The following is a 22,249-nucleotide window of genomic DNA, read 5'->3' on the forward strand; positions in this document are numbered from 1 at the left end:
GCCCACATGCCCCGGCTTGCGCCAGATCCGGCTTCGGCGGTTTTTTGCTACCGGCTTTCGCCGCACAAGCCCCGCCTGCACATTGCAGCCCCGCCCTCCGGCCGTTATAGGATTTCTTTAACCAAGACCGGGGATGCTCCGGTCGATCAAACCCCTGCACAGCGCCGGGGCAGACCCATAGCGGAGGGATTCCATGGCAGGCTCGGTCAACAAGGTCATCATCGTCGGCAATCTGGGCCGCGACCCCGAGGTGCGCAGCTTTGCCAATGGCGGCAAGGTGGTCAACCTGCGGATTGCCACCTCGGAAAACTGGCGCGACAAGCAGACGGGTGAAAAGAAAGAACGCACCGAATGGCACTCGGTCGCGATCTTCAACGAAGGTCTGGCCAAGATTGCCGAGCAATACCTGCGCAAAGGTTCCACCGTCTATATTGAAGGCCAGCTGGAAACCCGCAAATGGCAGGATCAGTCCGGGGCCGACCGTTACACCACCGAAATCGTGCTGCGCCAGTTCCGGGGTGAAATGACGTTGCTCGGCGGCCGTGGCGAAGGCGGCTCGGGCGGCGGTGGGGGCGGCGGTCAGGGCGGCTACGATGACCGCGGCGGCTATGACGATTATGGCAGCGCGCCATCAGGCGGCGGCTCTGGCGGCGGCTCGGGCGGCGGGTCTCGCGGTGGCGATCGCGCGCCCTCTGGCGGGCGGTCCGACCTCGACGACGAAATCCCGTTCTGATCAGAGCGCGTCACACGGCAAAAGGCCCCGGTCCACAGGACACGGGGCCTTTTTCATGCCCGCCGCCCTGTGCCACCCGCCAAACGAAAAAGGCACCCGCAAAGGGGTGCCCGTTCCGCATCTCTGCCTGATCCGCAGATCAGGCGGCTTCGGTGATGAACTTCACAGCATCGCCAAAGGTCTGGATGGTTTCGGCGGCGTCATCGGGGATTTCGATCCCGAATTCTTCCTCGAACGCCATGACCAGTTCGACAGTGTCGAGCGAGTCCGCGCCCAGATCGTCGATGAAAGAGGCGGTCTCGGTGACCTTGTCCTCTTCGACGCCCAGATGCTCAACGACGATCTTCTTCACGCGGTCAGCGATGTCGCTCATGTCACTTCCTCTTATATCCAGCGGGAGGATTTCCCGTCTCTTGTCTGTACCCCTTGCGGGGGCGATTCCATCGCAACGGGGCGACGACACCAGCACCGCCAGTGATTTCCAGCGCGCCTATAGCAAGGGCGGCACGCTTAGGCAAACGCTTTCACAAAACCGTGCCCGGCGTGGTGTCCAAGCATGTCATATCATGGCCATCCCGCCATTCACATGCAAGGTGGCGCCGGTGACATATCCGGCTTCGGATGAGGCCAGATACAGCACCGCCGCCGCAATCTCGGGCGGGGTGCCCATGCGACCAGCGGGCACATTGCCCAGAATCGCCGCACGCTGCGTGTCATTCAGCTTTTCGGTCATCGCGGTTTCGATGAACCCCGGGGCCACACAGTTCACCGTGATTCCCCGGCTGGCCACTTCCACCGCCAGCGATTTCGACATCCCCACCATCCCGGCCTTGGAGGCGGCATAGTTCACCTGCCCCCCGTTGCCTGTGGTGCCGACGACCGAACTGATGTTCACAATGCGCCCCCAGCGCGCCTTCATCATGCCGCGCACTGCCGCCCGGCACAGCCGGAACGTCGCGGTCAGGTTGACGTCGATCACCGATTGCCAGTCATCATCCGACATCCGCATCATCAGCCCGTCGCGGGTGATCCCGGCATTGTTGACCAGCACATCAACCGATCCCATGGCTTCCGCTGCGCGCTTCACCAGCCCCTCGACCTCGGCCACGTCCGACAGGTTGCAGGCCAGCACATGCGCCCGCCCGCCCAGTTCCGCCACAAGCCGCTCCAGCGGCTCCAGCCGCGTGCCCGACAGCGCTACCATCGCCCCCGCGCCGTGCAGAACTCGCGCAATCTCGGCGCCGATTCCGCCCGACGCCCCCGTGACCAAAGCCGTCTTCCCGGTCAGATCAAACATGACCCACCTCCTCATCACCTGTTAAAAAATATCCTCGGGGGGTCCGGGGGGCAGACAGCCCCCCGGGGTCAGCCCCCGGTGCCACCCTCAGCCCTTCAGCGCCAGCACATCGCCGGGCAGGCCAATCGCCCGCACCTCCGCCCCCGGCACGATCCGCTTGATCATGCCCGACAGCGCCTTGCCGGCCCCGATTTCCCAGTACTCCGTCACCCCAGCCCGCTCCATCCACTGCATGCTCTCGCGCCAGCGCACGGCACCCGTCACCTGCGCGATCAGCAGGTCGCGAAAGCGGTCGGGTTCCTCCACCGCTTCGGCCCGCACGTTCACCACCACCGGGCAGACCGGTTTGCTGATCACCACGGCTGCAAAGGCCTCGGCCATCACATGGGCGGCGGGCGCCATCAGCGCGCAATGGAACGGGGCCGATACCGGCAGCAGCAGGGCGCGTTTGGCCCCGCGCTCCTTTGCCAGCACCATGGCGCGGTCCACCGCGTCCTTGTGGCCGGAAATCACCACCTGGCCTGGGTCATTGTCATTGGCGGCCTGACAGACCTCATCTCCCGCGGCTTCGGCGGCGATCGCCACCACTGTCTCGAAGTCCAGCCCCAGAAGGGCCGCCATCGCGCCCACACCCACAGGCACCGCCTCTTGCATCGCCACGCCACGAATGCGCAGCAGCCGCGCGGTATCGGAAAGTGTCAAAGCCCCCGCCGCGCACAGCGCCGAATATTCGCCCAAGGAATGCCCGGCCACGAAATCGGCGTGGTCGATGCCAAAGCCTTCGGCTTCCATCGCGCGCAGCGCCGCGATGGATGTTGCCATCAGCGCAGGTTGCGCGTTCTGCGTCAGCGTCAGATCGGCGATGTCACCTTCCCAGATCAGCGTTGACAGCGGTTCGCCCAAGGCGTCATCCACCTCGTCGAACACGGCTTTTGCCGCCGGATAGGCCTCGGCAAGGGCGCGACCCATGCCGATGGTTTGGGCCCCCTGACCCGGAAATACGAATGCGCGGCCCATAGTGCCTCCCGTCTGATGTCTGCCTCCAGATACCGCGCTGCCGCCCCCAGCGCAATCACCGCGCCGGATTGCGCGCTTTGCACAGCATATGTGCGCGGGAACAGGCTGCTTTTGCCCGGCGAAGCCGTTAGTTTGCCGCCAGAGCGGCGGCACAGCGCCGTCACACCCCAGACCGGAGAAGACCCCCATGTCCGCCCGCAATTCGCAGCGCTCTTACGGACGCATCGCCCGCCTGTTCCACTGGGCCACAGCCGCCTTGATCCTGATCGCCATTCCCTTGGGGCTGGTCGCCAACCGTCTGCCCTATGACACCGCGCAGCAACTTGCGCTCAAGGCGCAGGTGTTTTCCGTGCACAAGACGCTGGGCGTCGTGGTGTTTTTCGTGGCCCTTGGCCGCATACTGTGGACCCTGTTCGAGGCCCACCCCGTGCCCCTGCACCCTGACCGGCGGCTGGAACTGTGGTTGGCCCGCCTCGTGCACTGGATGCTTTATATCTCCCTCGTCGCCGTGCCGCTGACCGGCTGGGTGCATCACGCCGCCGTCACAGGTTTTGCGCCGATCTGGTGGCCCTTCGGTCAGGGCCTGCCCTTCGTGCCGCAGTCCGAAGCGGTGGCGGCGACTGCGGGAGCCGCGCATTGGGTGTTCACCAAGCTGATGATCGGGTCGATCCTGCTGCATGTCGCGGGCGCGCTGAAGCATCATGTGGTCGACCGCGACGATACCCTGCGCCGGATGACGCGCGGCATCAACGCGCCTGCCATGCCGGTTCTCGCACGGCGATCCCCCCTGCCGCTGCTCACGGCGGTGGCGCTGTTCGGCCTTGGCGCGGCCGTGGCTGCCATGCCACGGGGCGAGCCGGTGACGCAGGCCATCGCCACCCCAACCGTCCCGGCTGCGGGCAATTGGCAGGTCAGCGAAGGCACGCTTGGCCTTGCGGTCACCCAGATGGGCCAGCAGGTCAGCGGCAGCTTTGCCAACTGGACCGCCGACATCACCTTTGATGAGGTGGCCACCAACGGCACCAACGGCAGCGTCACCGTCAGCATCGACACCGGCTCACTGACGCTCGGCTCGGTCACAAGCCAAGCCAAATCCGCCGATTTCTTCGACGTGACCGCATTCCCGCAGGCCATCTTCACTGCCGACATCCTGCCTGCCGCCACAGGGTATGAGGCGACCGGCACCCTTGCCTTGCGCGGCACAGCGGTGCCGGTCACCCTGCCCTTTACCCTTGTCATCGATGGCGACATCGCCACCATGACCGGCCAGGCCAGCCTCGACCGCCGCGATTTCGGCATGGGGGCCACCTATACAGATGAGGCCTCGGTCGGCTTTGGCGTCACCGTCGATGTGGCGCTGACCGCCACGCGGCAGTAAGCCCGCGTCTGACCCGCACGGGAAACAAAAAGGCCGCCGGATCGCTCCGGCGGCCTTTTGCTGTGCTTTGGGACAGAAGGCTTATTCGGCCTTCATCGCTTCCAGCGAGATCTCGATCTGCACTTCATCGCTGACGAACGGCGCGAAGGCACCGACGTTGAAGTCAGACCGCAGCACGGTGGTGGTCGCGCTGAACCCGGCCCAGGGCTTGTTCTCCATCGGGTGGTCGCCCACCTGGTTCAGCACTGCATCCAGCACCACCGGCTTGGTCACACCGTTCAGCGTCAGATCACCGGTGATCAGCGCCGTGGTCTCGCCGGTCACTTCGATCGCGGTCGAGGTGAAGGTGACCATCTCGTCATCGGCGGCATCAAAGAAATCGGCCGACATGAAATGCTCGAACCGGGCTTCCCAGCCGGTCAGCATCGAACGGACCGGGAAAGACACGGTCACCGAAGAATTCGCAGGCTCGGCCTGATCAAAATTGATCTCGCCTTCATAGCCCGAAAACATGCCATAGCCGGTGGAAAAGCCAAGGTGGTTGTAGCTGAAGATGATCTGGGCGTGGCTTGCATCAACCGTGTATTTTTCGGCTTCGGCAAAGGCGGGGGCGGCGGCAAGGGCTGCAATCAGGGCAAGGGGGGCAATGCGGGTCATTCGAACTCTCCAGTCAGGCGGGTCACCATGACCCACAATAGGACGCAGACCCTGCCCCAATTGCTGCATCCGCACAATTCGCGGCCCGCGAACAAAACCTGCGCGCATACGCACACAACAGCTGCGCGTGGCGCACAATTGCGCTGTACAGTCACACTGCACAGCCTCAGGCACCGCCCACCCGCTCTGCGCTTGCATCCGCACGCGCGATCTGTATAACGCACCATCCTTTCCGCATCCCTTTTAATGGCGATGCCTCTCGTGACCCGGCCGCGGAAAGGCCAAATGCCGATGGTCTTTGAAGCCGCCCGAGACGAAAAGGACGATACATGCCTTTGTATGAGCATGTCTTTATTGCGCGTCAGGATCTTTCCAACACGCAGGCCGAAGGCCTTGTCGAACATTTCACCGCAGTGCTTTCGGACAACGGCGGCAAAGTCGTTGAATCGGAATACTGGGGCGTCAAGACGATGGCCTACAAGATCAACAAGAACCGCAAGGGCCATTACGCCTTTCTGAAATCGGATGCGCCCCCCGCAGCCGTGCAGGAAATGGAACGTCTGATGCGCCTGCACGACGACGTGATGCGCGTGCTGACCATCAAGGTCGACGTGCACGGCGACGGCCCGTCGGTGCAGATGCAAAAGCGTGATGACCGCGACGGCGACCGTGGCGAACGCCGCGACCGTCCTGCCTTCGGTGGCGGCGACCGTCCTGACCGTGGTGGTGACCGCGGCGGCTTCGGTGGCGACCGTGGCGGCGAGCGCTCGGGCGGTTTTGGTGGCGACCGCGGTGCAGACCGCGGCCCGCGTCGTTGATCAACAGCCTCAGGAAAGGACCATAAACCATGGCGAACAAACCATTTTTCCGCCGCCGCAAGGTTTGCCCCTTCTCGGGCGACAATGCACCGGCGATCGACTACAAAGACACCCGTCTGCTGCAGCGCTATATCTCGGAACGCGGCAAGATCGTGCCATCGCGCATCACCGCCGTTTCGGCCATCAAGCAGCGTGAGCTGGCCCGCGCGATCAAGCGCGCCCGCTTCCTCGCCCTGCTGCCCTATGCTGTGAAGTGAGGACAAACCGATGCAAGTGATCCTTCTTCAGCGCGTGGCCAAGCTGGGCCAGATGGGCGAAGTCGTCAACGTCAAGGACGGCTATGCCCGCAACTTCCTGCTGCCGCAGGGCAAGGCGCTGCGCGCCAATGATGGCAACATCAAATCCTTCGAGGCCAAGAAGGCCCAGTTGGAAGTGCAGAACCTTGAAACCAAGAAAGAGGCCGAATCCGTCGCAGCCAAGCTCGATGGTCAGACCTTTGTCATCATCCGCTCCGCCTCCGATTCGGGTGCGCTTTACGGTTCCGTCACCACCCGTGACGCCGCCGAAGTGGCAACCGATGGCGGCTTTACCGTGAACCGTGGTCAGGTTGTCCTCGACAAGCCGATCAAGGATCTGGGCATCCACTCGGTTTCGGTGGTGCTGCACCCCGAAGTCACCGTGCGGATCAACCTGAACGTGGCCCGCTCGGCTGAAGAAGCCGAACTGCAGGCTTCGGGCAAGTCGATCCAGGCTCTGGCTGCCGAAGCCGAAGCCGCCGCCGATTTCGAGATCGCCGAACTGTTCGACGATCTGGGCGGCGCTGCACAGGAAGACTGAGGTCTTCAAGATCAGGTCTGGCCTTGCCGCCGGACCCAAAGGCCGCGCAGATCCCTCTGCGCGGCCTTTTCTTTGGCGGCCACCCTGGCGCCAAACAGCTGCCGTATTGCCGCGCCATAGCCGTTCCATCCCCGCAGACGGAGCCCGCCATGCGCAAGATCCTGTTGATGACCGGTCTTTGCCTGTTCAGCACCGCGCTCTTTCTGGCCGTGCTGCAGGTCCGCACCGGCAGCACAATGGCTCCGGTCACCGCCCAAACGGCGCCTGTCGCGCAGTCCATTCCCTCTGGCCCGGCTACCCGTCAGCTGGAACAGGCGCTGGCCGCCGCGCCTGACCCAGCCTCCGCCCCGGCAGCACCTTTGGCCGAGGCGACCGCCACCAGCGCCCCGCGCATCAGCCTTGCACCGCGCAACCCGCCCAAAGGCGCCCGCTTCGTCAAGGCTCCGACCGCCGACTGACGCACCGGCCCAATCCGACACCGTCATGTCGGTGCCGGGGGCGCGGGCGGGTCCGCCACATGCTCAGGTCGGTCCAGATCAGATCAGGCCCGACGATGACAGCCCTGCCCAGCCCCCGCCATGACTCCGCCCTTGGCATCCTGTGCCTTTGTGCCGGGCTAGGCCTGTTTTCGGTGCAGGATCTGATCCTGAAGCTGCTGTCGGGCAGCTACCCGCTGTCACAGGCCATGGTGTTCCGCAGCCTGACCGCCCTGCCGCTGCTGCTGCTGCTGGCGCACCGCGACGGCGGGCTTGGCACCTTGTTCACCCCGGGCACGCGGGCGATGATTGCGCGCGGGCTGGTGATGTTCGTGGCCTATGCGGCCTATTATCTGGCGCTTCCGGCCCTGCCTTTGGCGACGGCGGTCGCGCTGTACTTCTCGGCCCCCCTGTTCATCACCCTGCTGTCGATCCCCATGCTGGGTGAAACGGTGGGCTGGCGGCGCGGGCTGGCGGTTCTTGCGGGGTTTGGCGGTGTGCTGATCATCCTGCGTCCCGGCGCGGGCGTGTTTGATATCGCGGCGCTGCTGCCGGTGTTGTCGGGGTTCTGCTATGCGGTATCGATGATTTCGGCCCGCCGCCTGGGCCAGCGCGAAAGTGCGCCCGCCATGGCCTTCTGGGGCAATCTGGTGTTTCTGGGGATTGCAACCGCCATGGCCCTTGGCTTTGGCGGGGCCACCGCGCCCGACCTGCACCCGTCGCTGGCCTTCCTGATGCGCGGCTGGGTCTGGCCCACACCGCTGGATGCGACGCTGATGGCGGGCTGCGGCGTCATCGCCGCCCTTGGGCTGACCCTGCTGACGCAAGCCTACCGCATTGCCGACGCCAATGCCGTCACCCCGTTCGAATACAGCGCCATGCTCTGGGGCATCCTCTGGGGCTGGGCCTTTTTTGCCGAATGGCCCGATGCGTTGGCATGGACGGGCATTGCCACCATTGTGGCGGCGGGGCTGTTTGTGCTTTGGCGTGAAAGGGTTACGCGGCAAAGTTCCTGAGCCACCTGAACCCGACTGCCCCCTCAGGCGGGTTTTCGCCACCCCCGATCACACGGTCTTTCAACCGCTGAAACATGCGTTACAACACCGGGAAACAACCGTGGGGATGGTTCACCGTGACGCTGACACAGATGACGCAGGGCCTTGCCCGCACCACCTTGCTGTGCGCCAGCCTGGCGCTGCTCACCGCTTGCGGGGACACCCTTACCAAATCCTCGATGGGTGCCCCGGCCCCCACGACGCTGAACCCCGACCTGAAGGCCAAAGCCATCGCCGAGGTCCGCGAAAAGCAGGCCAAAGGCGCGCGCGTCTGGTGCGTGCCCTTTGCCCGCACCGCATCGGGCGTTGATCTGAAAGGCAATGCAGGCACCTGGTGGACCGCCGCGAAAGGCACCTATTCGCGCGGGAAAGAGCCGGAAGCCGGGGCCGTCATGGTTTTCGCCCCGCATTCCAGCAGCCGTCTGGGCCATATTGCGGTGGTGTCCGAGGTGGTGTCGGACCGCGAGGTGCTGATCGACCATGCCAACTGGGAGCGCAACAAGCTCTCGCTGAAAATGCCGGTGATCGATGTCTCGGCCAATAACGACTGGTCGAAAATCCGCGTTGAAGGCACGCCCGGCGTACTGGGCAATGCGCGTCCGATGCTCGGCTTTGTCTATCCCCGCAAGATCGGCGACGACGCCACTGAGAGCTGAGGCGAGGCCCCCGAAGGGTCAGCCCAGATCGCCAAACCGCGCCCGCAGCGCCGCGACATGCTGGCTTAACTGCGGCACCTGCGCCCATTGCCGCAGAAGATCGCCCCAGCGTAGCGGCACGAAGACCACGTCATCGCCCGCGACAGCCGCGCCAAACCGCGCAACCTCTTCGCGGTGCCGCGCCTTGGCAGCCTGATCCACCGGCTTGCCAGAGGACCAATGCGCAGGTTCGGCATACAGATACACAAGCACCGACCCCAGCCCCCGCTTTGAGGCCCGCGTGCGGATGCCATAGGCGTGTTTGACCAGTTGTACCGCGTCCAGAACCCGGAAATCCGCCGTACCCGCAATCAGCCCTTGGGCAAGTGCCGTGTAGCGCGCCATGTTCGGCCCCCAGACGGGGCGGTCGTAAACATCGGAAAACCCGGTCTGTTTGGCGGGGCGGAACGGCTCGAACCGCTTGCTTTCGACGCCCACCAGCGTGGTGTGGGTCACGAGTCCCACATCCAGCCAGGGGTGGCGCCCGCCCGACCAGGGAAAGCGCATTTCGACCTCCAGATCCACCGTCTCTACCGCGCCCGCAGGCACGCCGGGTAAAGGCGGCAGGCTAGCGGGGCGGTCCAAAAACCAGCCAAAGGCATTGGCGACCAGCGCGGCAGAAGACTCGGCGCTGTCAAACTTGCCCGACCGCAGCTCATTGCCCGGCGCACGCGACAGGGCCTCCAGCACGCGGGCCTCGGGCAGATCGGGCAGGAAGTTCGGCATGCAACGGGCTCCTTCGCGCTTTGGCACGCCCCGGCCCTATCATGGGCCGGGGCGAAACGCCATTGGCGCGCGCCCCGCGCGGCAGCCCTATTTGACCGTAACGGTCACACAGCCCGACAGGGTCTCTCCCTTTACCTTCGCCGAGGTGTTGCGGGTACAGAACTTGTCCTTACCCTTGAAGCCGGGATTGGGCGTATAGACCATGCCTTTTGCAGATACCCCCAGCTTGCCCGATTTCGGTGCCGTGGTCAGCCTGATCTCTGTCGCCGGAATGCGTTCCGAATTGCCACCGCCAAAGCCCGTAAAGCCCATGGTGCAGGCCTTGTCCGCCGCCTGCATCTCGAACGCCCCGTTGCCCTTGCCACTGGCCCAGCCCCGGCCAAAGCCGCCCGAACAGTCGGCAAGGGCCGAAGTGGCAGAAAAGGCACCAATCGCCAGACCGGCAAGCCCCGTTGTCATAATCTTCATCCGCCGTCTCCAATCGCATCGAAAAAATGAAACGTCACGCCGGACCGTCCGGTCATGACCCAGACAGCCTGCCACAGCCCCGCCTGCCGGCAAAGCCTTGCCTGATGCTCGGGTCCAAATCAGCTGTGCAGCCAAGGTGCACCAACGAAAAAGGGCCGCACCTTTCGGCACGGCCCCATTGTCGGCGCTGAAATAGTGGTCAGATCTCGTCCAGCGCGTCGATCGCCTTTTGCAGATCGTCCTTGCCGACCTCTTTCTCGGTCACGGTGGCCTGTGCCACGATGTGATCGACCACCTTGTCCTCGAACAGCGGCGCGCGCAGTTGCTGCTGCATCTGCGGGTTCTTCTGCACGAATTCGAAGAACTGGCGCTCTTGCCCCGGGTACTGGCGCGCGGCGTTCAGCACGGCTTGGGTCATCTCGGCGTCGGTCACGGTGATCTCGGCCTTGCGACCGATTTCGGCCAGGAGCAGGCCCAGACGCACCCGGCGCTCGGCCAGCGACTTGTGCTCGTCGGTCGGCTCGATGGCGTCGTGGTTGTGGCCCTGCACATCCGGGTTTTCTTCATGCCACAGCTGATGCGCGATCTGGTTGGCTTCCGCCTCGACCAAGGCCGCCGGAAGGTCGAACTTCACCAGACCGTCCAGCTGATCCAGCAAGGACCGCTTCAGGATGGCCCGGCTTGCGCCCTGGTATTCCACGCCCAGACGCTCGGCGATCTGGGTTTTCAGACCGGCCAGATCTTCGGCGCCATACTTCTTGGCCAGCTCGTCATCCAGTTCGGCAGCTTTCGGCTCTTTGACAGCCTTGACGGTGCATTCGAACACCGCAGCCTTGCCTGCCAGATGTGCCGCACCGTATTCGGCGGGGAAGGTCACGTCGACCTTCAGCTCGTCACCGACCTTGGCGCCCACCAGCTGTGCCTCGAACCCCGGAATAAAGGAGTTGGACCCCAGAACCAGCGGGTAATCTTCAGCCGTGCCACCTTCAAAGTAGTCGCCGTCGACCGAGCCTTTGAAGTCTATGGTGATCTGGTCGCCGTCCTTGGCCTTGGCACCCTTCTTGCGGTCGTCAAACGACTGCGCGGTGGCGGCAAGGTTTTTCAGAGCCTCATCAACCGAGGCGTCATCGGCCTTTACCACCAGACGGTCCAGCGTGATTTTGGTCGCATCCAGCTCTGGGATCGGCGGCAGGCAGTCATAGGTCATCTCGACCACAACATCGCGGCCCTCGGCCCATTCGTGGCCGCCCTGCATCTGCACGGCAGGCTGCAGCGCCGGACGGTCGCCGGTCGCCTCGAAATGGTCTTTCATCGCGCCGTCAATGGCGTCCTGCATCGCGTCGCCCAACAGGCGCGGGCCAAACTGCTTGCGCAGGATCGCCATCGGCACCTTGCCCTTGCGGAAACCCTTCATCTCGATCTCGGGCTGCGCCTCGACCAGTTTTTCCTGAACCTTGGCTTCCAGTTCGGCAGCGGTCACGGTGATGGTGTAGCCGCGCTTCAGCCCTTCGTTCAGGGTCTCGGTGACTTGCATATTTTCCCCATATCGGTTGGGCCGCCGGAACAGGCGGCAGTCAAAACTTTCCCGCCTCCCATATTTATCACAGAGCGCGCTTGCAAGCCCGAATGGCGGCACCGCGCCCGAAACTTCGGCATCCCGGGGAATTTCCGCCTGAAGTGCCGGTCGGCACAAGAGGGCTTGGTGCGGGTGGAGGGACTTGAACCCCCACGCCTTGCGGCGCCAGAACCTAAATCTGGTGCGTCTGCCAATTTCGCCACACCCGCATCGGCAGCAGGCTCCCCTGCTGCGCGCAGGTCTTCTAGCAAAGCCCTGCGCGGGTGGCGAGGGCAAAAAGCGCGCGCCATCGCGCTTTGCCGCCCGGTTTGCGCGGACACAGCGCATCATTCCCGCCACGCATGTTCACAATTGTTAACGCAGCATGCGTGATTGCCTCGCCCCCGCCCTGATCTTGCCATAATCAGGAACAAAAAAAACAATGAGGCAGCGTCATGTTGGCAATGGAGATCACGATGGCAGAGCTTTCCTTTGGCCCCAGCGCGGGCACGGTAGACGCCGGCACTGTGATGCCGGATTGCGGCATCGGTGCTGGCACGCAGATCCTGACCCTGTCGGGTGCCAAGCCCGTCGAATTCATCGCCCCCGGTGACCGGGTCATCACCCGCGCCGGTGCACGCACCGTGACCGGGGTGGAAATCGCCGTCGTCAAGAATGCACACGTTATCCGCATTTCCGCGGGTGTGCTGGGCAAGGACCGGCCAGAGGCCGACATGGTCGTCCCCCCCACCCAGCCCCTGTTGATCCGCGACTGGCGTGCCCGCGCGCTGACCGGCGTGGATCAGGCGGTCATGCTTGCAGGGCGTCTGGTCGATGGCGATTACATCCGCGCCGAGATCGTGGCCGAAGCGCGTCTGGTCACCCTGCGCTTTGCCGAGCCGCAGGTGATCTATGCCGGCGGGCTGGAACTGGGCTGCGACCCCGTCATACCCGGCGCCTGAGCAGCGTTCGACAGACCGCCTTTGGGCGGTCTTTTTCATCGCTGGCCGTGTCTACAGCCCCAGCGAGCGGAACACCTTCGGCACCTCCTCGGGCAGATCCTCGGCAATCAGCCCGGGGCCAAAACTGCGCGCGCAGTCCACATGCAGCCAGGCCCCGGTGCAGGCGGCCTCAAACGGCGCACAGCCCCGCGCCAGCAGCCCGCAGATGAACCCCGCCAACACATCCCCCGCCCCTGCGGTGGCCAACCAGGGGGCCGCGCGGTCGTAATCGGCGGAATGGATGGCACAGCGCCCGTCCGGGGCCGCAATCACCGTATCCGGCCCTTTGAACAGCACCACACAGCCCGCACGCTTTGCTGCCGCGCGTGTGGCATCGACCTTGGAACAGGCGGGACCAGCGGCTGCAGGTGCCGCCAGCTTTGCCGCAAGATCAGGAAACAGCCGCGCAAACTCCCCCGCATGCGGCGTCAGCACACAGCCCTCGTGCAGCGCGTCAAACAGCACTGCATCCCGCGCAATCAGCGTCAGCGCATCGGCATCCAGCACCAGCGCCCGGCGGGGTAACCCCCGCCCTCCCCCCTCCAAAGGCCCGGCGTTTTCGCCCCCCGCATCCGTAGGGCGGGGTTCACCCCGCCATGCGTTATTAACCAACGCCACCCCAACCAGCCCAGCCTCCCGCGCTCCCAATCCCATCCCCGGCCCCAGACACAGCGCAGTGATCCGGCCATCCTCCAGCACCGCCGCCAAAGCCGCGGCATCTGCAACCTCGCGCAGCATCACCGCATCCAGACGGGCCGCATGCTCGGCCACAGCATCCGGCGGGCAGGCAACCGTCACCAGCCCTGCCCCGATCCGCAGCGCCCCCCGCGCGGCCAGCCGCGCCGCGCCGCCGCGCCCCGCAGGGCCAGACAAGATAAGTGCATGGCCATGGTCAAACTTGTGCCCACCCGCTTTGCGCAGCCGCTCCGGATCAACGCCCACAAGTCCGACCGCCCCCGCCCCTGCCCCTGCCAGCCCAATATCCTTTACCACCAGCCTGCCGCAAAGCGCCGGCCCCTCCTCCAGAACGTGCCCGATCTTTGCCCGGTGAAATGTCACGGTCAGATCAGCCCTGAACCGCGCAAGCGTCGATCCCTGTGCCGCAAGCACCCTGCCACTGTCCGCGCACAGGCCCGTCGGCACATCCACCGCGACCAGATGCCCTTCCCCCAGACCTTGCCACGCGGCGATATCGGCCAGCACCTGCGCCGCCACCCCGTCAACCGGGCGCGACAGCCCGGTGCCGAACAGCGCATCGACCACCAGATCCATATGATCCCAGGGCAGCCCGGCAAAGCGCTCGCCCTCCAGCTGCCTCACCTCCCCCATTGCAGACCAGCGCGCACAGGTCACGCGCGCATCCGGCGGCAGCCGCCCGGCATCGCCATACACAAACACCTCCACCGTCCAGCCCAACCCCTTGAGCAACCGCGCCACCACAAACCCGTCGCCGCCATTGTTCCCCGGCCCGCACAACACCGCCGCCCGGTGCGACCCTGCCGCCAACGCCGGCCATTCCTCCATCACCGCCGCCACCACGCCCGCCCCGGCGCGCTCCATCAGTTCCAGCCCGGTGACCGCTTCGCTGGCAATCGCCGCCGCTTCAACGGCGCGCATTTGTGCAGATGTAAGAAGTTCTGTCATATCACCGCCCAAACCGTTCTCAAACCGCACAATATCACACCACTTTGCACAATAATTAATCACCACCCGCAGAATCCGCCGCTTCTTTGCATCGCTTAAACCTTAGTCAATTGTCCCCGCCCGCTGGAAATGGTCGAACAGCAAGGAATGCAGAAAGACGTCGAAGACCGGGGGAGTTGGCCATGAAGAAGATCGAGGCGATCATCAAGCCTTTCAAGCTCGATGAGGTCAAGGAAGCCCTGCAGGAAGCAGGCATTCAGGGCCTTTCCGTCACCGAAGTCAAAGGTTTCGGCCGTCAGAAGGGCCACACCGAGCTGTATCGTGGTGCCGAATATGTCGTGGATTTCCTGCCAAAGGTGAAGATCGAGGTCATCCTGACCGACGATATGGTCGATGCCGCCGTGGCCGCGATCATCGCCGCCGCGCGCACCGACAAGATCGGCGACGGCAAGATTTTCGTCAGCTCGGTCGAACAGGCGATCCGCATCCGCACCGGTGAGACCGGCGACGACGCGGTTTAACCCATTTTCCGAACATCAGGCCCACCCGGCCTGCACTGTAAACACCCAAGAAACCGAAAGGCAGCATGATGAGCGCGATCAAGAAAGCTCTGAAACTGATGAAGGATGAAGAGGTCGAATATGTCGACATCCGCTTCACCGACGTCAAAGGCAAGCTCCAGCACGTGACGCTGGTGAACGATCTGGTGGACGAGGACTTCTTTGAGGAAGGCTTCATGTTCGACGGGTCAAGCATCGCCGGCTGGAAATCCATCGACCAGTCCGACATGAAACTGATCCCCGATGCAACTTCGGTCTATATTGATCCGTTCTATGCGGAAAAAACCATGTGCGTGCATTGCACCGTGGTCGAACCTGACACCGGCGAAGCCTACAGCCGGGACCCGCGCGGCACCGCGCTGAAGGCCGAAGCCTACCTCAAGTCATCGGGTATCGGCGACACCTTCTATTGTGGTCCCGAGGCTGAGTTCTTCCTGTTCGACGACGTGCGCTACTGCGTCACGCCGCAGAAAGTGTCGTTTCAGATCGACGCCGAAGCCGCCGCCTGGAACACCGACACCGAAATGGAAGGTGGCAACCTCGCCCACCGCGCAGCCCACAAGGGCGGCTATTTCCCGGTCAACCCGGTGGATGAGGCGCAGGACATCCGCGGTGAGATGCTGTCCACCATGAAGCGCATGGGCATCAAGGTCGACAAACACCACCACGAGGTTGCGACCTGCCAGCACGAATTGGGCATGATCTTCGGCGGTCTGACCGAACAGGCCGACAACATCCAGAAGTACAAATACGTCATCCACAACGTGGCGGCAGCCTACGGCAAGACCGTGACCTTCATGCCAAAGCCGATGAAGGGTGACAACGGATCGGGCATGCACGTGAACATGTCGATCTGGAAAGACGGCAAGCCTTTGTTTGCAGGCGACAAATACGCTGACCTGTCCCAAGAGGCGCTGTATTTCATCGGCGGTATCCTCAAGCACGCCAAGGCGCTCAACGCCCTGACCAACCCGGCGACCAACAGCTACAAGCGCCTGATCCCGGGCTTCGAGGCACCGGTTCTGCGCGCGTATTCTGCCCGTAACCGCTCGGGCTGCGTTCGTATTCCGTGGACGGAATCGCCCAAAGCCAAGCGTGTGGAAGCCCGCTTCCCCGATCCGGCGGCCAACCCCTATCTGGCGTTTGCCGCGCTGCTGATGGCCGGTCTTGACGGCATCAACAACAAGATCGATCCGGGTCCGGCGTCGGACAAAGACCTGTATGATCTGCCGCCTGAAGAACTGGCAGCGATCCCGACTGTTTGCGGTTCCTTGCGCGAAGCGCTGGAAGAGCTGGAAAAGGATATGGATTTCCTGCTGGCCGGTGACGTGTTCACCCGCGACCAGCTGGAAGGCTACATGGCGCTGAAATGGGAAGAGGTCTATGCCTATGAGCATACGCCGCACCCGATCGAATACGCGATGTACTATTCCTGCTGATCCCAGCGATCCCGACACAAAAGGCCGCCCCTCGGGGCGGCCTTTTTTTCAATCCAGCCAACACCTTGAAGCGCTGCATTAAAGCGCCCTGTGAATTGGAAATTCAGCCAGCGCCGCCGCCTGCTCTGCCGTCAGATCTTCCAGCCGCACCAGATAGGTGTGGATCGAAAACAGCACCGCCCGGCTGACCGGTAGCCGGATCAGGCATTGCCGTTCCGAGCGGATGTAAGGCATGTCGCCTTGCGCCACGGTGTCCTTGGGTGCCTCTTCCGAGAGCGGGTTGAACAGCGGCGCGCGCGAATGATGCGCATTGGCCCGCCACAGCGGGGCCTCAACCCGCACTGCATCCATCAACCGCTGCACCCGCCGCGCCATATCCTCGGTATAACCGGGCACGGGCTGATGCATCCGCATCAACGGCCGCCCCAGTTTTTCCGCCAGCGTCCACCCCGCCGGAAAGCACAACACCGCTGCCGTCAGCATATGCTGCCCCGCTCCATCCGGCTGCATCAGGCACAGGTCTTCCTGCACCAGCCGCCCCAGAGTCTGCAACGGGAGCCCGGCGTCCAAGGCCACTGCAACGCCATCCGGTCGTACAACGGTATCGCGCAAGCGCTCAAACCCCGCAGGCAGACGTGCCAGAACATATTCATACATCTCTTCAATGGCCTGCGTGGCAATGCTCATCTGCCCAACGACCTCGGCCTCGCGCGTCGCAAGCAACCGGTCGCGCAGTGCCATCTGCGCGGCGTACACCTCATCCACTCGCAGCCAATCTGCCATATCCAGCGGCACTATCCCCGGCAACCGCCGCGTGCGTGCATCGGCCCAGGGCGCAAAGGGCAAAGACGGTTGCAAAACCTCGTTCATTCCCGGCTCTCCCATCCCGTCAGATCAGACCACCCGCCCCTTCACGCGGCACCGCCAGGGTCAGCCCATCTGCCGCGTGATCAGCGCGCCAAGCCGCCGGATGCCTTCGTCAATCGCCGCCTCATCCGCGCGCGAAAAGCTCAGGCGGATGGTGTTCCCGCCCGACCCGTCGGCAAAGAAGGCCCGCCCCGGCACGAAGGCCACACGTTCGGTTTCCAGCGACCGTGCCAGCAGGTCGGCACCATCCATGCCCTCGGGCAGGGTGATCCAGACGAACATGCCACCCTCGGGCCGGGTCCAGTCCACCCCGGCAGGCATTTCGCGCGTCAGCGCCGCCAGCATATGGTCGCGCCGCGCACGGTACACATCGCGCAAGCCCGCCACATGGGCGTCGAACGACGCGGCCGCCACTTCGGCGATCGCCATCTGGTTCAGCGTGCTGGAATGCAGATCTGCCGCCTGTTTCATCAGCACTAGCCGCCCGATCACAGGGCTGGCCGCACAGACCCAGCCAACCCGCAGCCCCGGAGCGAGGGTTTTCGAAAACGAGCCGCAATAGATCGTCCGGCAGTCTTCGATGCTGCCTTTCCGTGCGATTTCCAGCGCCAGAATCGGCGGCACCGGCTCACCGTCAAAACGCAGCGCCTGATAGGCGGCATCCTCGACAATCGCGCAGCCCAGATCATCGGCCAGATTCAGCACCCGTTCGCGGTCGGCGCGCGCGATCGTCTCGCCGGTCGGGTTGGCGAAATCGACCGACAGATAGGCAAACTTCACCCGGCCCCCGGCCTCGGCGGCCTTGGCGGCAAACTCTTCGGCCCCCCGGTTCTCGCGCGGGTCCAGACGGTCATAGACCGGCTCATAAGCGTTGAACGCCCCCAGCGCCCCCATATAGGTGGGCCAGTTCACCAGCACGGTGTCGTTTGCCCCGATCATCAGCTTGCCCAGATAATCCAGCGCCTGCTGTGAGCCTGAGGTGATCAGAATGTTCTCGGGTCCGCAGGGAATGCCAAGGCCTGTCATGTGTGAAGCCAGCCAGTCGCGCAGCGGCAGATAGCCTTCGCTTACCGAATATTGCAGCGCGGTGTCGGCCCGACCGGGGGCCAGCGCACTGGTCAGCGCCGCCTGAAATGCCGCCACCGGAAACAGCGCCGGGTCCGGAATGCCGCCCGCAAACGAGATGATGTCAGGCTGATCCAGCAGTTTCAGCAACTCGCGGATTTCCGATGCCTTCATCCGCCCCATGCGCGGCGCCAGAACCTCTTCCCATTGCATTGCATCCTCCTCTGGCCATATCCCGGCCAAATGCCACTTTGGTCCGCACCCTGCCGCGCCGCTTCAGGCAAGTCAATAATGCTGACCAATGCCCGATCCGGCGGCACCTTTGCCGGCCCTGCGACACTACAACTTGATCCAAATCAATTTCCCCCGTTGCCGCGACCGGCACGGAAAGCTATTACAAATGTTGAATGTCCGACTCCGAAGCCGGTCAAACGCACTTAACAAATACGGGAGACGCCAATGGCGGACGCAGCCATCCATGGCAACGACCATGATCAGCGCGGGTTCTTCACCCGCTGGTTCATGTCGACCAACCACAAAGACATCGGGATTCTCTATCTGTTCACCGGCGGCATCGTCGGCCTGATCTCGGTCATCTTCACCGTCTATATGCGGATGGAGCTGATGGAACCCGGTGTGCAGTACATGTGTGCCGAAGGCGCGCGGCTGTTTCCGACCACCACCGACCAATGCTCGCCCAACGGGCATCTGTGGAACGTGCTGATCACGGCGCATGGCATCCTGATGATGTTTTTTGTCGTGATCCCGGCGCTGTTCGGCGGGTTCGGCAACTATTTCATGCCGTTGCAGATCGGTGCGCCGGATATGGCGTTCCCGCGTCTGAACAACCTCAGCTACTGGCTGTTCGTGGCCGGGACTGCGCTTGCCGTAGCGTCGGTGTTCTCGCCGGGCGGCAATGGGCAGATGGGGTCCGGCGTGGGCTGGGTTCTGTACCCGCCGCTGTCCACCAATGAGGGCGGCTATTCGATGGACCTTGCGATCTTCGCGGTCCACCTGTCGGGGGCGTCGTCCATTCTAGGCGCGATCAATATCATCACCACCTTCCTGAACATGCGCGCGCCGGGCATGACAATGCACAAGGTGCCGCTGTTCGCCTGGTCGATCTTCATCACCGCCTGGCTGATCCTGCTGGCGCTGCCGGTTCTGGCCGGTGCGATCACCATGCTGCTGACCGACCGCAATTTCGGCACCACCTTCTTCCAGCCCGAAGGCGGCGGCGACCCGATCCTGTACCAGCACATCCTGTGGTTCTTTGGCCACCCGGAAGTGTATATCATCGTGCTGCCAGCCTTCGGCATCATCAGCCAAGTCATCGCCACCTTCTCGCGCAAGCCGATCTTCGGCTACCTGCCGATGGTTTATGCGATGGTCGCCATCGGCGTGCTGGGTTTTGTCGTCTGGGCGCACCACATGTACACCGTCGGCATGTCGCTGACCCAGCAATCCTACTTCATGCTGGCCACCATGGTGATCGCGGTGCCGACCGGCATCAAGATCTTCTCGTGGATCGCAACAATGTGGGGCGGTTCGATCGAGTTCAAGACGCCGATGCTCTGGGCCTTCGGCTTTCTGTTCCTGTTCACCGTCGGCGGTGTGACCGGTATCGTGCTGTCGCAGGCCGCCGTCGACCGCGCCTATCACGACACCTATTATGTGGTGGCGCACTTCCACTACGTGATGTCGCTGGGCGCTGTGTTCGGTATCTTCGCGGGCATCTACTACTGGTTTGGCAAGATGTCGGGCCGGGAATACCCGGAATGGGCCGGCAAGCTTCACTTCTGGGCCATGTTCATCGGGGCCAACCTGACCTTCTTCCCTCAGCACTTCCTGGGCCGTCAGGGCATGCCGCGCCGCTACATCGACTATCCCGAGGCGTTTGCCTACTGGAACTATGTCTCGTCAATCGGTGCCTTCCTGTCCTTTGCCTCCTTCGTGTTCTTCATCGGCATGATCTTCTGGGCGATGAAATTCGGGCGTCGGATCACCCAAAACAACTACTGGAACGAATACGCCGACACGCTGGAATGGACCCTGACCTCGCCGCCGCCTGAACACACGTTCGAGCAGCTGCCCAAGCGCGAAGACTGGGACAAGGCTCCCGGGCACTGAAAAGAACAGACCAAAATCAAGGTCTTGCCATTATGTTGCCTCAGTCAGGCCCCGGGAAACCCGGGGCCTGATTTGTTTCCAGACAGGTAACAAAAAACGGTAAGTACTCACTATTTCGGCACTAAAAAGAATGCTGTTGAACAGCATTGCCTGCATCTTCCAACGTACCGAGGTTCTAAATGTTTCGTTTCACTGCCCTCGCCGCTGCCGCCCTGCTTGCAGGCGCGCTTTCGGCCCAAGCCGCCACTGTGACCCTGTTCGATGACACGTTCGAAGCCGATTCTGCCGGTGTTTCGAATTTCATAACAGTCAACAACCTGACCAACTGGAATGTCACACAAGGAAATGTCGATATCCTTGGCGCTGGCTTTAATTGCACCGGCTGCATCGATCTTGATGGCACCGGCGGGGGCGTGCCCGCCAAGCTGGAAACCAAGCAGTCTTTCAGCTTTCTTGACGGCATCACCTACACGTTCAGCCTGTTCTTCAGCGCTGGCTCTGCCGAGGAAACCGTCACGCTTGGCGCAATCGGGTCCAGCTTCAGCTTTCTGGCAGGAAAGGTCCCCAGCGTGTACACGACCAGCGTTGTCGGTTCTGCTCTGACCTCGCCCGTGTTCATTTCCCTTTCCGGACCGGTTAACAACATCGGCCCCTATCTGGACCGGGTGCTGATCACCTATGATGCGCCGTCGCCCGTCCCGCTGCCTGCTGCTGCCCCGCTGCTGCTGGCGGCTCTGGGCGGTCTGGGTCTGGTCGCGCGCCGGCGTCGCCGCGCGTGATCCGGACCTGAGTTTTGACATTGGAATGGGCAGCACTGCCCATTCCGGTTGCCAGAAACCTGCGCATCACCCATTGCTGATCGCCGCGGGCTTTGCCCTTGCGCCCGGATTGCGTTAAGACTTTCGCATGTCCAGTTGCACCCCAATGCCAAAGATATCGCCCCACCTGTGCCTTCTGGCGGCGGTCTTCCTTGCCGCCTGCGTCCCGCCGCCCACCTACAGCGGCGCGCAGGGCACCGCCCCGGCACCCGGAACCCTGCACAGCTTTACCATTGACCGCGCCTACACGCTGACCGACCCGCGCGAACTGGCGTTCCGCGACCAGATCGCGGCAGAGGCACGGGCGCGCTGTGGGTTTGGCGACTACAGCCTGTATTCCTCGCGCCCGGTGGGGACCGAGGTGGTGCGCGATGATTTCCTCTATCGCCAGCATGAGGTGCAGATCACCTGCGACAGCTGAGCGTCGGCGGGGGGCTGGATATGCCCTGCCCCCGCCTTACCTTCAGGTCAGACCATAAGGACCGCCCCACGCCATGCCCTATCAATGGCTTCCCCCCGACCCCGCGCCCGACCTGTCGCAGCCTGACACCAGCCACCTGCGGCTTTGGCCGTACCGGTCGTTGCCGCGCCGGGGGTTTGTCTGGTTCATCGGCGGCACCTCGGCGCTGATCGCGCTGCCGCTGATGGCCGTGCTCGGCTCGCCGGTGCTCTGGGGGTTGCTGCCGTTTCTGGTGCTGGCGGTGGCGGGCATCTGGGCCGCCCTGCAACGCAGCTACCGCGACGCCGAGATTGTTGAAGACCTGACCCTGACGCCAGCCTTGGTGACCCTGACCCGGCACGGCCCGCGCAACCGCCATGCGCAGTGGCAGGCCAACCCGCATTGGGTGCGGGTGGAACTGTATGCCACAGGCGGCCCGGTGCCGCAGTACCTGACTTTGCACGGTGGCCCGCGCCCGGTGGAAATCGGAAGTTTCCTGTCGGAAGACGAACGCGTCGCCCTGTCGGCCGAACTGCGCGCCGCCTTCGCGCTCCACAAGGGCTGACGGCGCAGA

General features: G+C 63.5%; 25 protein-coding genes and 1 tRNA gene. 15 read left to right on the forward strand and 11 right to left on the reverse strand.

The features are described 5' to 3' along the window. The first annotated feature begins 193 nt into the window (after window positions 1-193). Window positions 194-733 carry a single-stranded DNA-binding protein gene (ssb, locus tag EEB11_RS13675; protein ID WP_135432195.1) on the forward strand — a complete coding sequence of 180 codons (540 nt, stop codon included), beginning with the start codon at window positions 194-196 and terminating at the stop codon, window positions 731-733. Window positions 734-872: 139 nt separating this feature from the next. On the opposite strand, the gene EEB11_RS13680 is transcribed toward ssb, so the two are convergent. From EEB11_RS13680 to fabD, 3 genes are all read right to left on the reverse strand, one after another. Continuing rightward, window positions 873-1,106 carry an acyl carrier protein gene (locus EEB11_RS13680; protein ID WP_013067402.1) on the reverse strand — a complete coding sequence of 78 codons (234 nt, stop codon included), beginning with the start codon at window positions 1,104-1,106 and terminating at the stop codon, window positions 873-875. A 186-nt stretch (window positions 1,107-1,292) separates the two neighbouring features. Then, a complete protein-coding gene (gene fabG, locus EEB11_RS13685; protein WP_135432197.1) occupies window positions 1,293-2,030 on the reverse strand; it encodes a 3-oxoacyl-[acyl-carrier-protein] reductase in 738 nt (245 codons plus the stop codon). A gap of 87 nt (window positions 2,031-2,117) precedes the next feature. Further along, a complete protein-coding gene (fabD, locus tag EEB11_RS13690; protein ID WP_135432199.1) occupies window positions 2,118-3,047 on the reverse strand; it encodes an ACP S-malonyltransferase in 930 nt (309 codons plus the stop codon). A gap of 187 nt (window positions 3,048-3,234) precedes the next feature. On the opposite strand from fabD, the gene EEB11_RS13695 reads away from it, so the two are divergent. Further along, window positions 3,235-4,425: a cytochrome b/b6 domain-containing protein gene (locus EEB11_RS13695; protein WP_135432201.1), complete on the forward strand. Its 1,191-nt coding sequence runs from the start codon at window positions 3,235-3,237 to the stop codon at window positions 4,423-4,425. Between the two features lie 81 nt (window positions 4,426-4,506). On the opposite strand, the gene EEB11_RS13700 is transcribed toward EEB11_RS13695, so the two are convergent. Next, window positions 4,507-5,082, reverse strand: coding sequence for a YceI family protein (locus EEB11_RS13700; protein WP_135432203.1), 576 nt, complete (start codon window positions 5,080-5,082; stop codon window positions 4,507-4,509). A 329-nt stretch (window positions 5,083-5,411) separates the two neighbouring features. On the opposite strand from EEB11_RS13700, the gene rpsF reads away from it, so the two are divergent. The 6 genes from rpsF (at window position 5,412) to EEB11_RS13730 (ending at window position 8,924) form a co-directional block, all read left to right on the forward strand. Beyond that, complete coding sequence (gene rpsF / locus EEB11_RS13705; protein WP_135432205.1) at window positions 5,412-5,900, forward strand: 30S ribosomal protein S6; 489 nt, start codon at window positions 5,412-5,414, stop codon at window positions 5,898-5,900. A gap of 29 nt (window positions 5,901-5,929) precedes the next feature. Continuing rightward, entirely contained in the window at window positions 5,930-6,157 is a 228-nt protein-coding gene (gene rpsR / locus EEB11_RS13710) for a 30S ribosomal protein S18 (protein WP_100198517.1), read from the forward strand. A gap of 10 nt (window positions 6,158-6,167) precedes the next feature. Next, window positions 6,168-6,737 (forward strand): 50S ribosomal protein L9, encoded by a 570-nt coding sequence (gene rplI / locus EEB11_RS13715; RefSeq protein ID WP_135432207.1) that lies wholly within the window; start codon window positions 6,168-6,170, stop codon window positions 6,735-6,737. A gap of 149 nt (window positions 6,738-6,886) precedes the next feature. Continuing rightward, window positions 6,887-7,195 carry a hypothetical protein gene (locus tag EEB11_RS13720; RefSeq protein WP_135432209.1) on the forward strand — a complete coding sequence of 103 codons (309 nt, stop codon included), beginning with the start codon at window positions 6,887-6,889 and terminating at the stop codon, window positions 7,193-7,195. A gap of 95 nt (window positions 7,196-7,290) precedes the next feature. After that, window positions 7,291-8,229, forward strand: a complete 939-nt coding sequence (locus EEB11_RS13725) for a DMT family transporter (RefSeq protein ID WP_135432211.1) — start codon at window positions 7,291-7,293, stop codon at window positions 8,227-8,229. A gap of 116 nt (window positions 8,230-8,345) precedes the next feature. Continuing rightward, complete coding sequence (locus EEB11_RS13730) at window positions 8,346-8,924, forward strand: CHAP domain-containing protein (protein WP_245298911.1); 579 nt, start codon at window positions 8,346-8,348, stop codon at window positions 8,922-8,924. A gap of 18 nt (window positions 8,925-8,942) precedes the next feature. On the opposite strand, the gene EEB11_RS13735 is transcribed toward EEB11_RS13730, so the two are convergent. The 4 genes from EEB11_RS13735 to EEB11_RS13750 form a co-directional block, all read right to left on the reverse strand. After that, window positions 8,943-9,689 (reverse strand): PGN_0703 family putative restriction endonuclease, encoded by a 747-nt coding sequence (locus tag EEB11_RS13735; protein ID WP_135432213.1) that lies wholly within the window; start codon window positions 9,687-9,689, stop codon window positions 8,943-8,945. A gap of 87 nt (window positions 9,690-9,776) precedes the next feature. Next, entirely contained in the window at window positions 9,777-10,157 is a 381-nt protein-coding gene (locus EEB11_RS13740; protein WP_135432215.1) for a hypothetical protein, read from the reverse strand. A 199-nt stretch (window positions 10,158-10,356) separates the two neighbouring features. Next, a complete protein-coding gene (tig, locus tag EEB11_RS13745; protein ID WP_135432217.1) occupies window positions 10,357-11,691 on the reverse strand; it encodes a trigger factor in 1,335 nt (444 codons plus the stop codon). A 166-nt stretch (window positions 11,692-11,857) separates the two neighbouring features. Next, a tRNA-Leu gene (locus EEB11_RS13750) sits at window positions 11,858-11,942 on the reverse strand. A gap of 246 nt (window positions 11,943-12,188) precedes the next feature. On the opposite strand from EEB11_RS13750, the gene EEB11_RS13755 reads away from it, so the two are divergent. Continuing rightward, window positions 12,189-12,674: a Hint domain-containing protein gene (locus tag EEB11_RS13755; RefSeq protein WP_167852747.1), complete on the forward strand. Its 486-nt coding sequence runs from the start codon at window positions 12,189-12,191 to the stop codon at window positions 12,672-12,674. 51 nt (window positions 12,675-12,725) lie between these two features. On the opposite strand, the gene EEB11_RS13760 is transcribed toward EEB11_RS13755, so the two are convergent. Then, the gene (locus EEB11_RS13760) at window positions 12,726-14,357 is read right to left on the reverse strand and encodes an NAD(P)H-hydrate epimerase (RefSeq protein ID WP_135432221.1); all 1,632 of its coding nucleotides are present in this window, start codon (window positions 14,355-14,357) and stop codon (window positions 12,726-12,728) included. A gap of 182 nt (window positions 14,358-14,539) precedes the next feature. Between EEB11_RS13760 and EEB11_RS13765 the strand changes: the two genes are divergently transcribed. After that, complete coding sequence (locus EEB11_RS13765; RefSeq protein WP_135432223.1) at window positions 14,540-14,878, forward strand: P-II family nitrogen regulator; 339 nt, start codon at window positions 14,540-14,542, stop codon at window positions 14,876-14,878. 68 nt (window positions 14,879-14,946) lie between these two features. Next, the gene (gene glnA / locus EEB11_RS13770; protein ID WP_135432509.1) at window positions 14,947-16,356 is read left to right on the forward strand and encodes a type I glutamate--ammonia ligase; all 1,410 of its coding nucleotides are present in this window, start codon (window positions 14,947-14,949) and stop codon (window positions 16,354-16,356) included. Window positions 16,357-16,434: 78 nt separating this feature from the next. Here glnA and EEB11_RS13775 read toward each other — a convergent pair whose 3' ends face one another. Together EEB11_RS13775 and EEB11_RS13780 are read right to left on the reverse strand one after the other, a co-directional pair. After that, window positions 16,435-17,226: a heme-dependent oxidative N-demethylase family protein gene (locus tag EEB11_RS13775; RefSeq protein WP_135432225.1), complete on the reverse strand. Its 792-nt coding sequence runs from the start codon at window positions 17,224-17,226 to the stop codon at window positions 16,435-16,437. A gap of 60 nt (window positions 17,227-17,286) precedes the next feature. Continuing rightward, a complete protein-coding gene (locus EEB11_RS13780) occupies window positions 17,287-18,501 on the reverse strand; it encodes an aminotransferase-like domain-containing protein (RefSeq protein WP_135432227.1) in 1,215 nt (404 codons plus the stop codon). Between the two features lie 246 nt (window positions 18,502-18,747). On the opposite strand from EEB11_RS13780, the gene ctaD reads away from it, so the two are divergent. The 4 genes from ctaD to EEB11_RS13800 all read left to right on the forward strand — a co-directional run bounded on the left by ctaD (window position 18,748) and on the right by EEB11_RS13800 (window position 22,240). Next, window positions 18,748-20,418, forward strand: a complete 1,671-nt coding sequence (gene ctaD, locus EEB11_RS13785; RefSeq protein ID WP_135432229.1) for a cytochrome c oxidase subunit I — start codon at window positions 18,748-18,750, stop codon at window positions 20,416-20,418. Window positions 20,419-20,597: 179 nt separating this feature from the next. Next, the gene (locus EEB11_RS13790; RefSeq protein ID WP_135432231.1) at window positions 20,598-21,197 is read left to right on the forward strand and encodes a VPLPA-CTERM sorting domain-containing protein; all 600 of its coding nucleotides are present in this window, start codon (window positions 20,598-20,600) and stop codon (window positions 21,195-21,197) included. 127 nt (window positions 21,198-21,324) lie between these two features. Next, window positions 21,325-21,657, forward strand: a complete 333-nt coding sequence (locus tag EEB11_RS13795) for a hypothetical protein (RefSeq protein ID WP_135432233.1) — start codon at window positions 21,325-21,327, stop codon at window positions 21,655-21,657. 73 nt (window positions 21,658-21,730) lie between these two features. Beyond that, the gene (locus EEB11_RS13800) at window positions 21,731-22,240 is read left to right on the forward strand and encodes a DUF2244 domain-containing protein (RefSeq protein WP_135432235.1); all 510 of its coding nucleotides are present in this window, start codon (window positions 21,731-21,733) and stop codon (window positions 22,238-22,240) included. The last annotated feature ends 9 nt before the right edge of the window (window positions 22,241-22,249 follow it).

This window comes from Pseudotabrizicola sediminis (genome assembly GCF_004745575.1).
Taxonomy (GTDB): domain Bacteria; phylum Pseudomonadota; class Alphaproteobacteria; order Rhodobacterales; family Rhodobacteraceae; genus Pseudotabrizicola; species Pseudotabrizicola sediminis.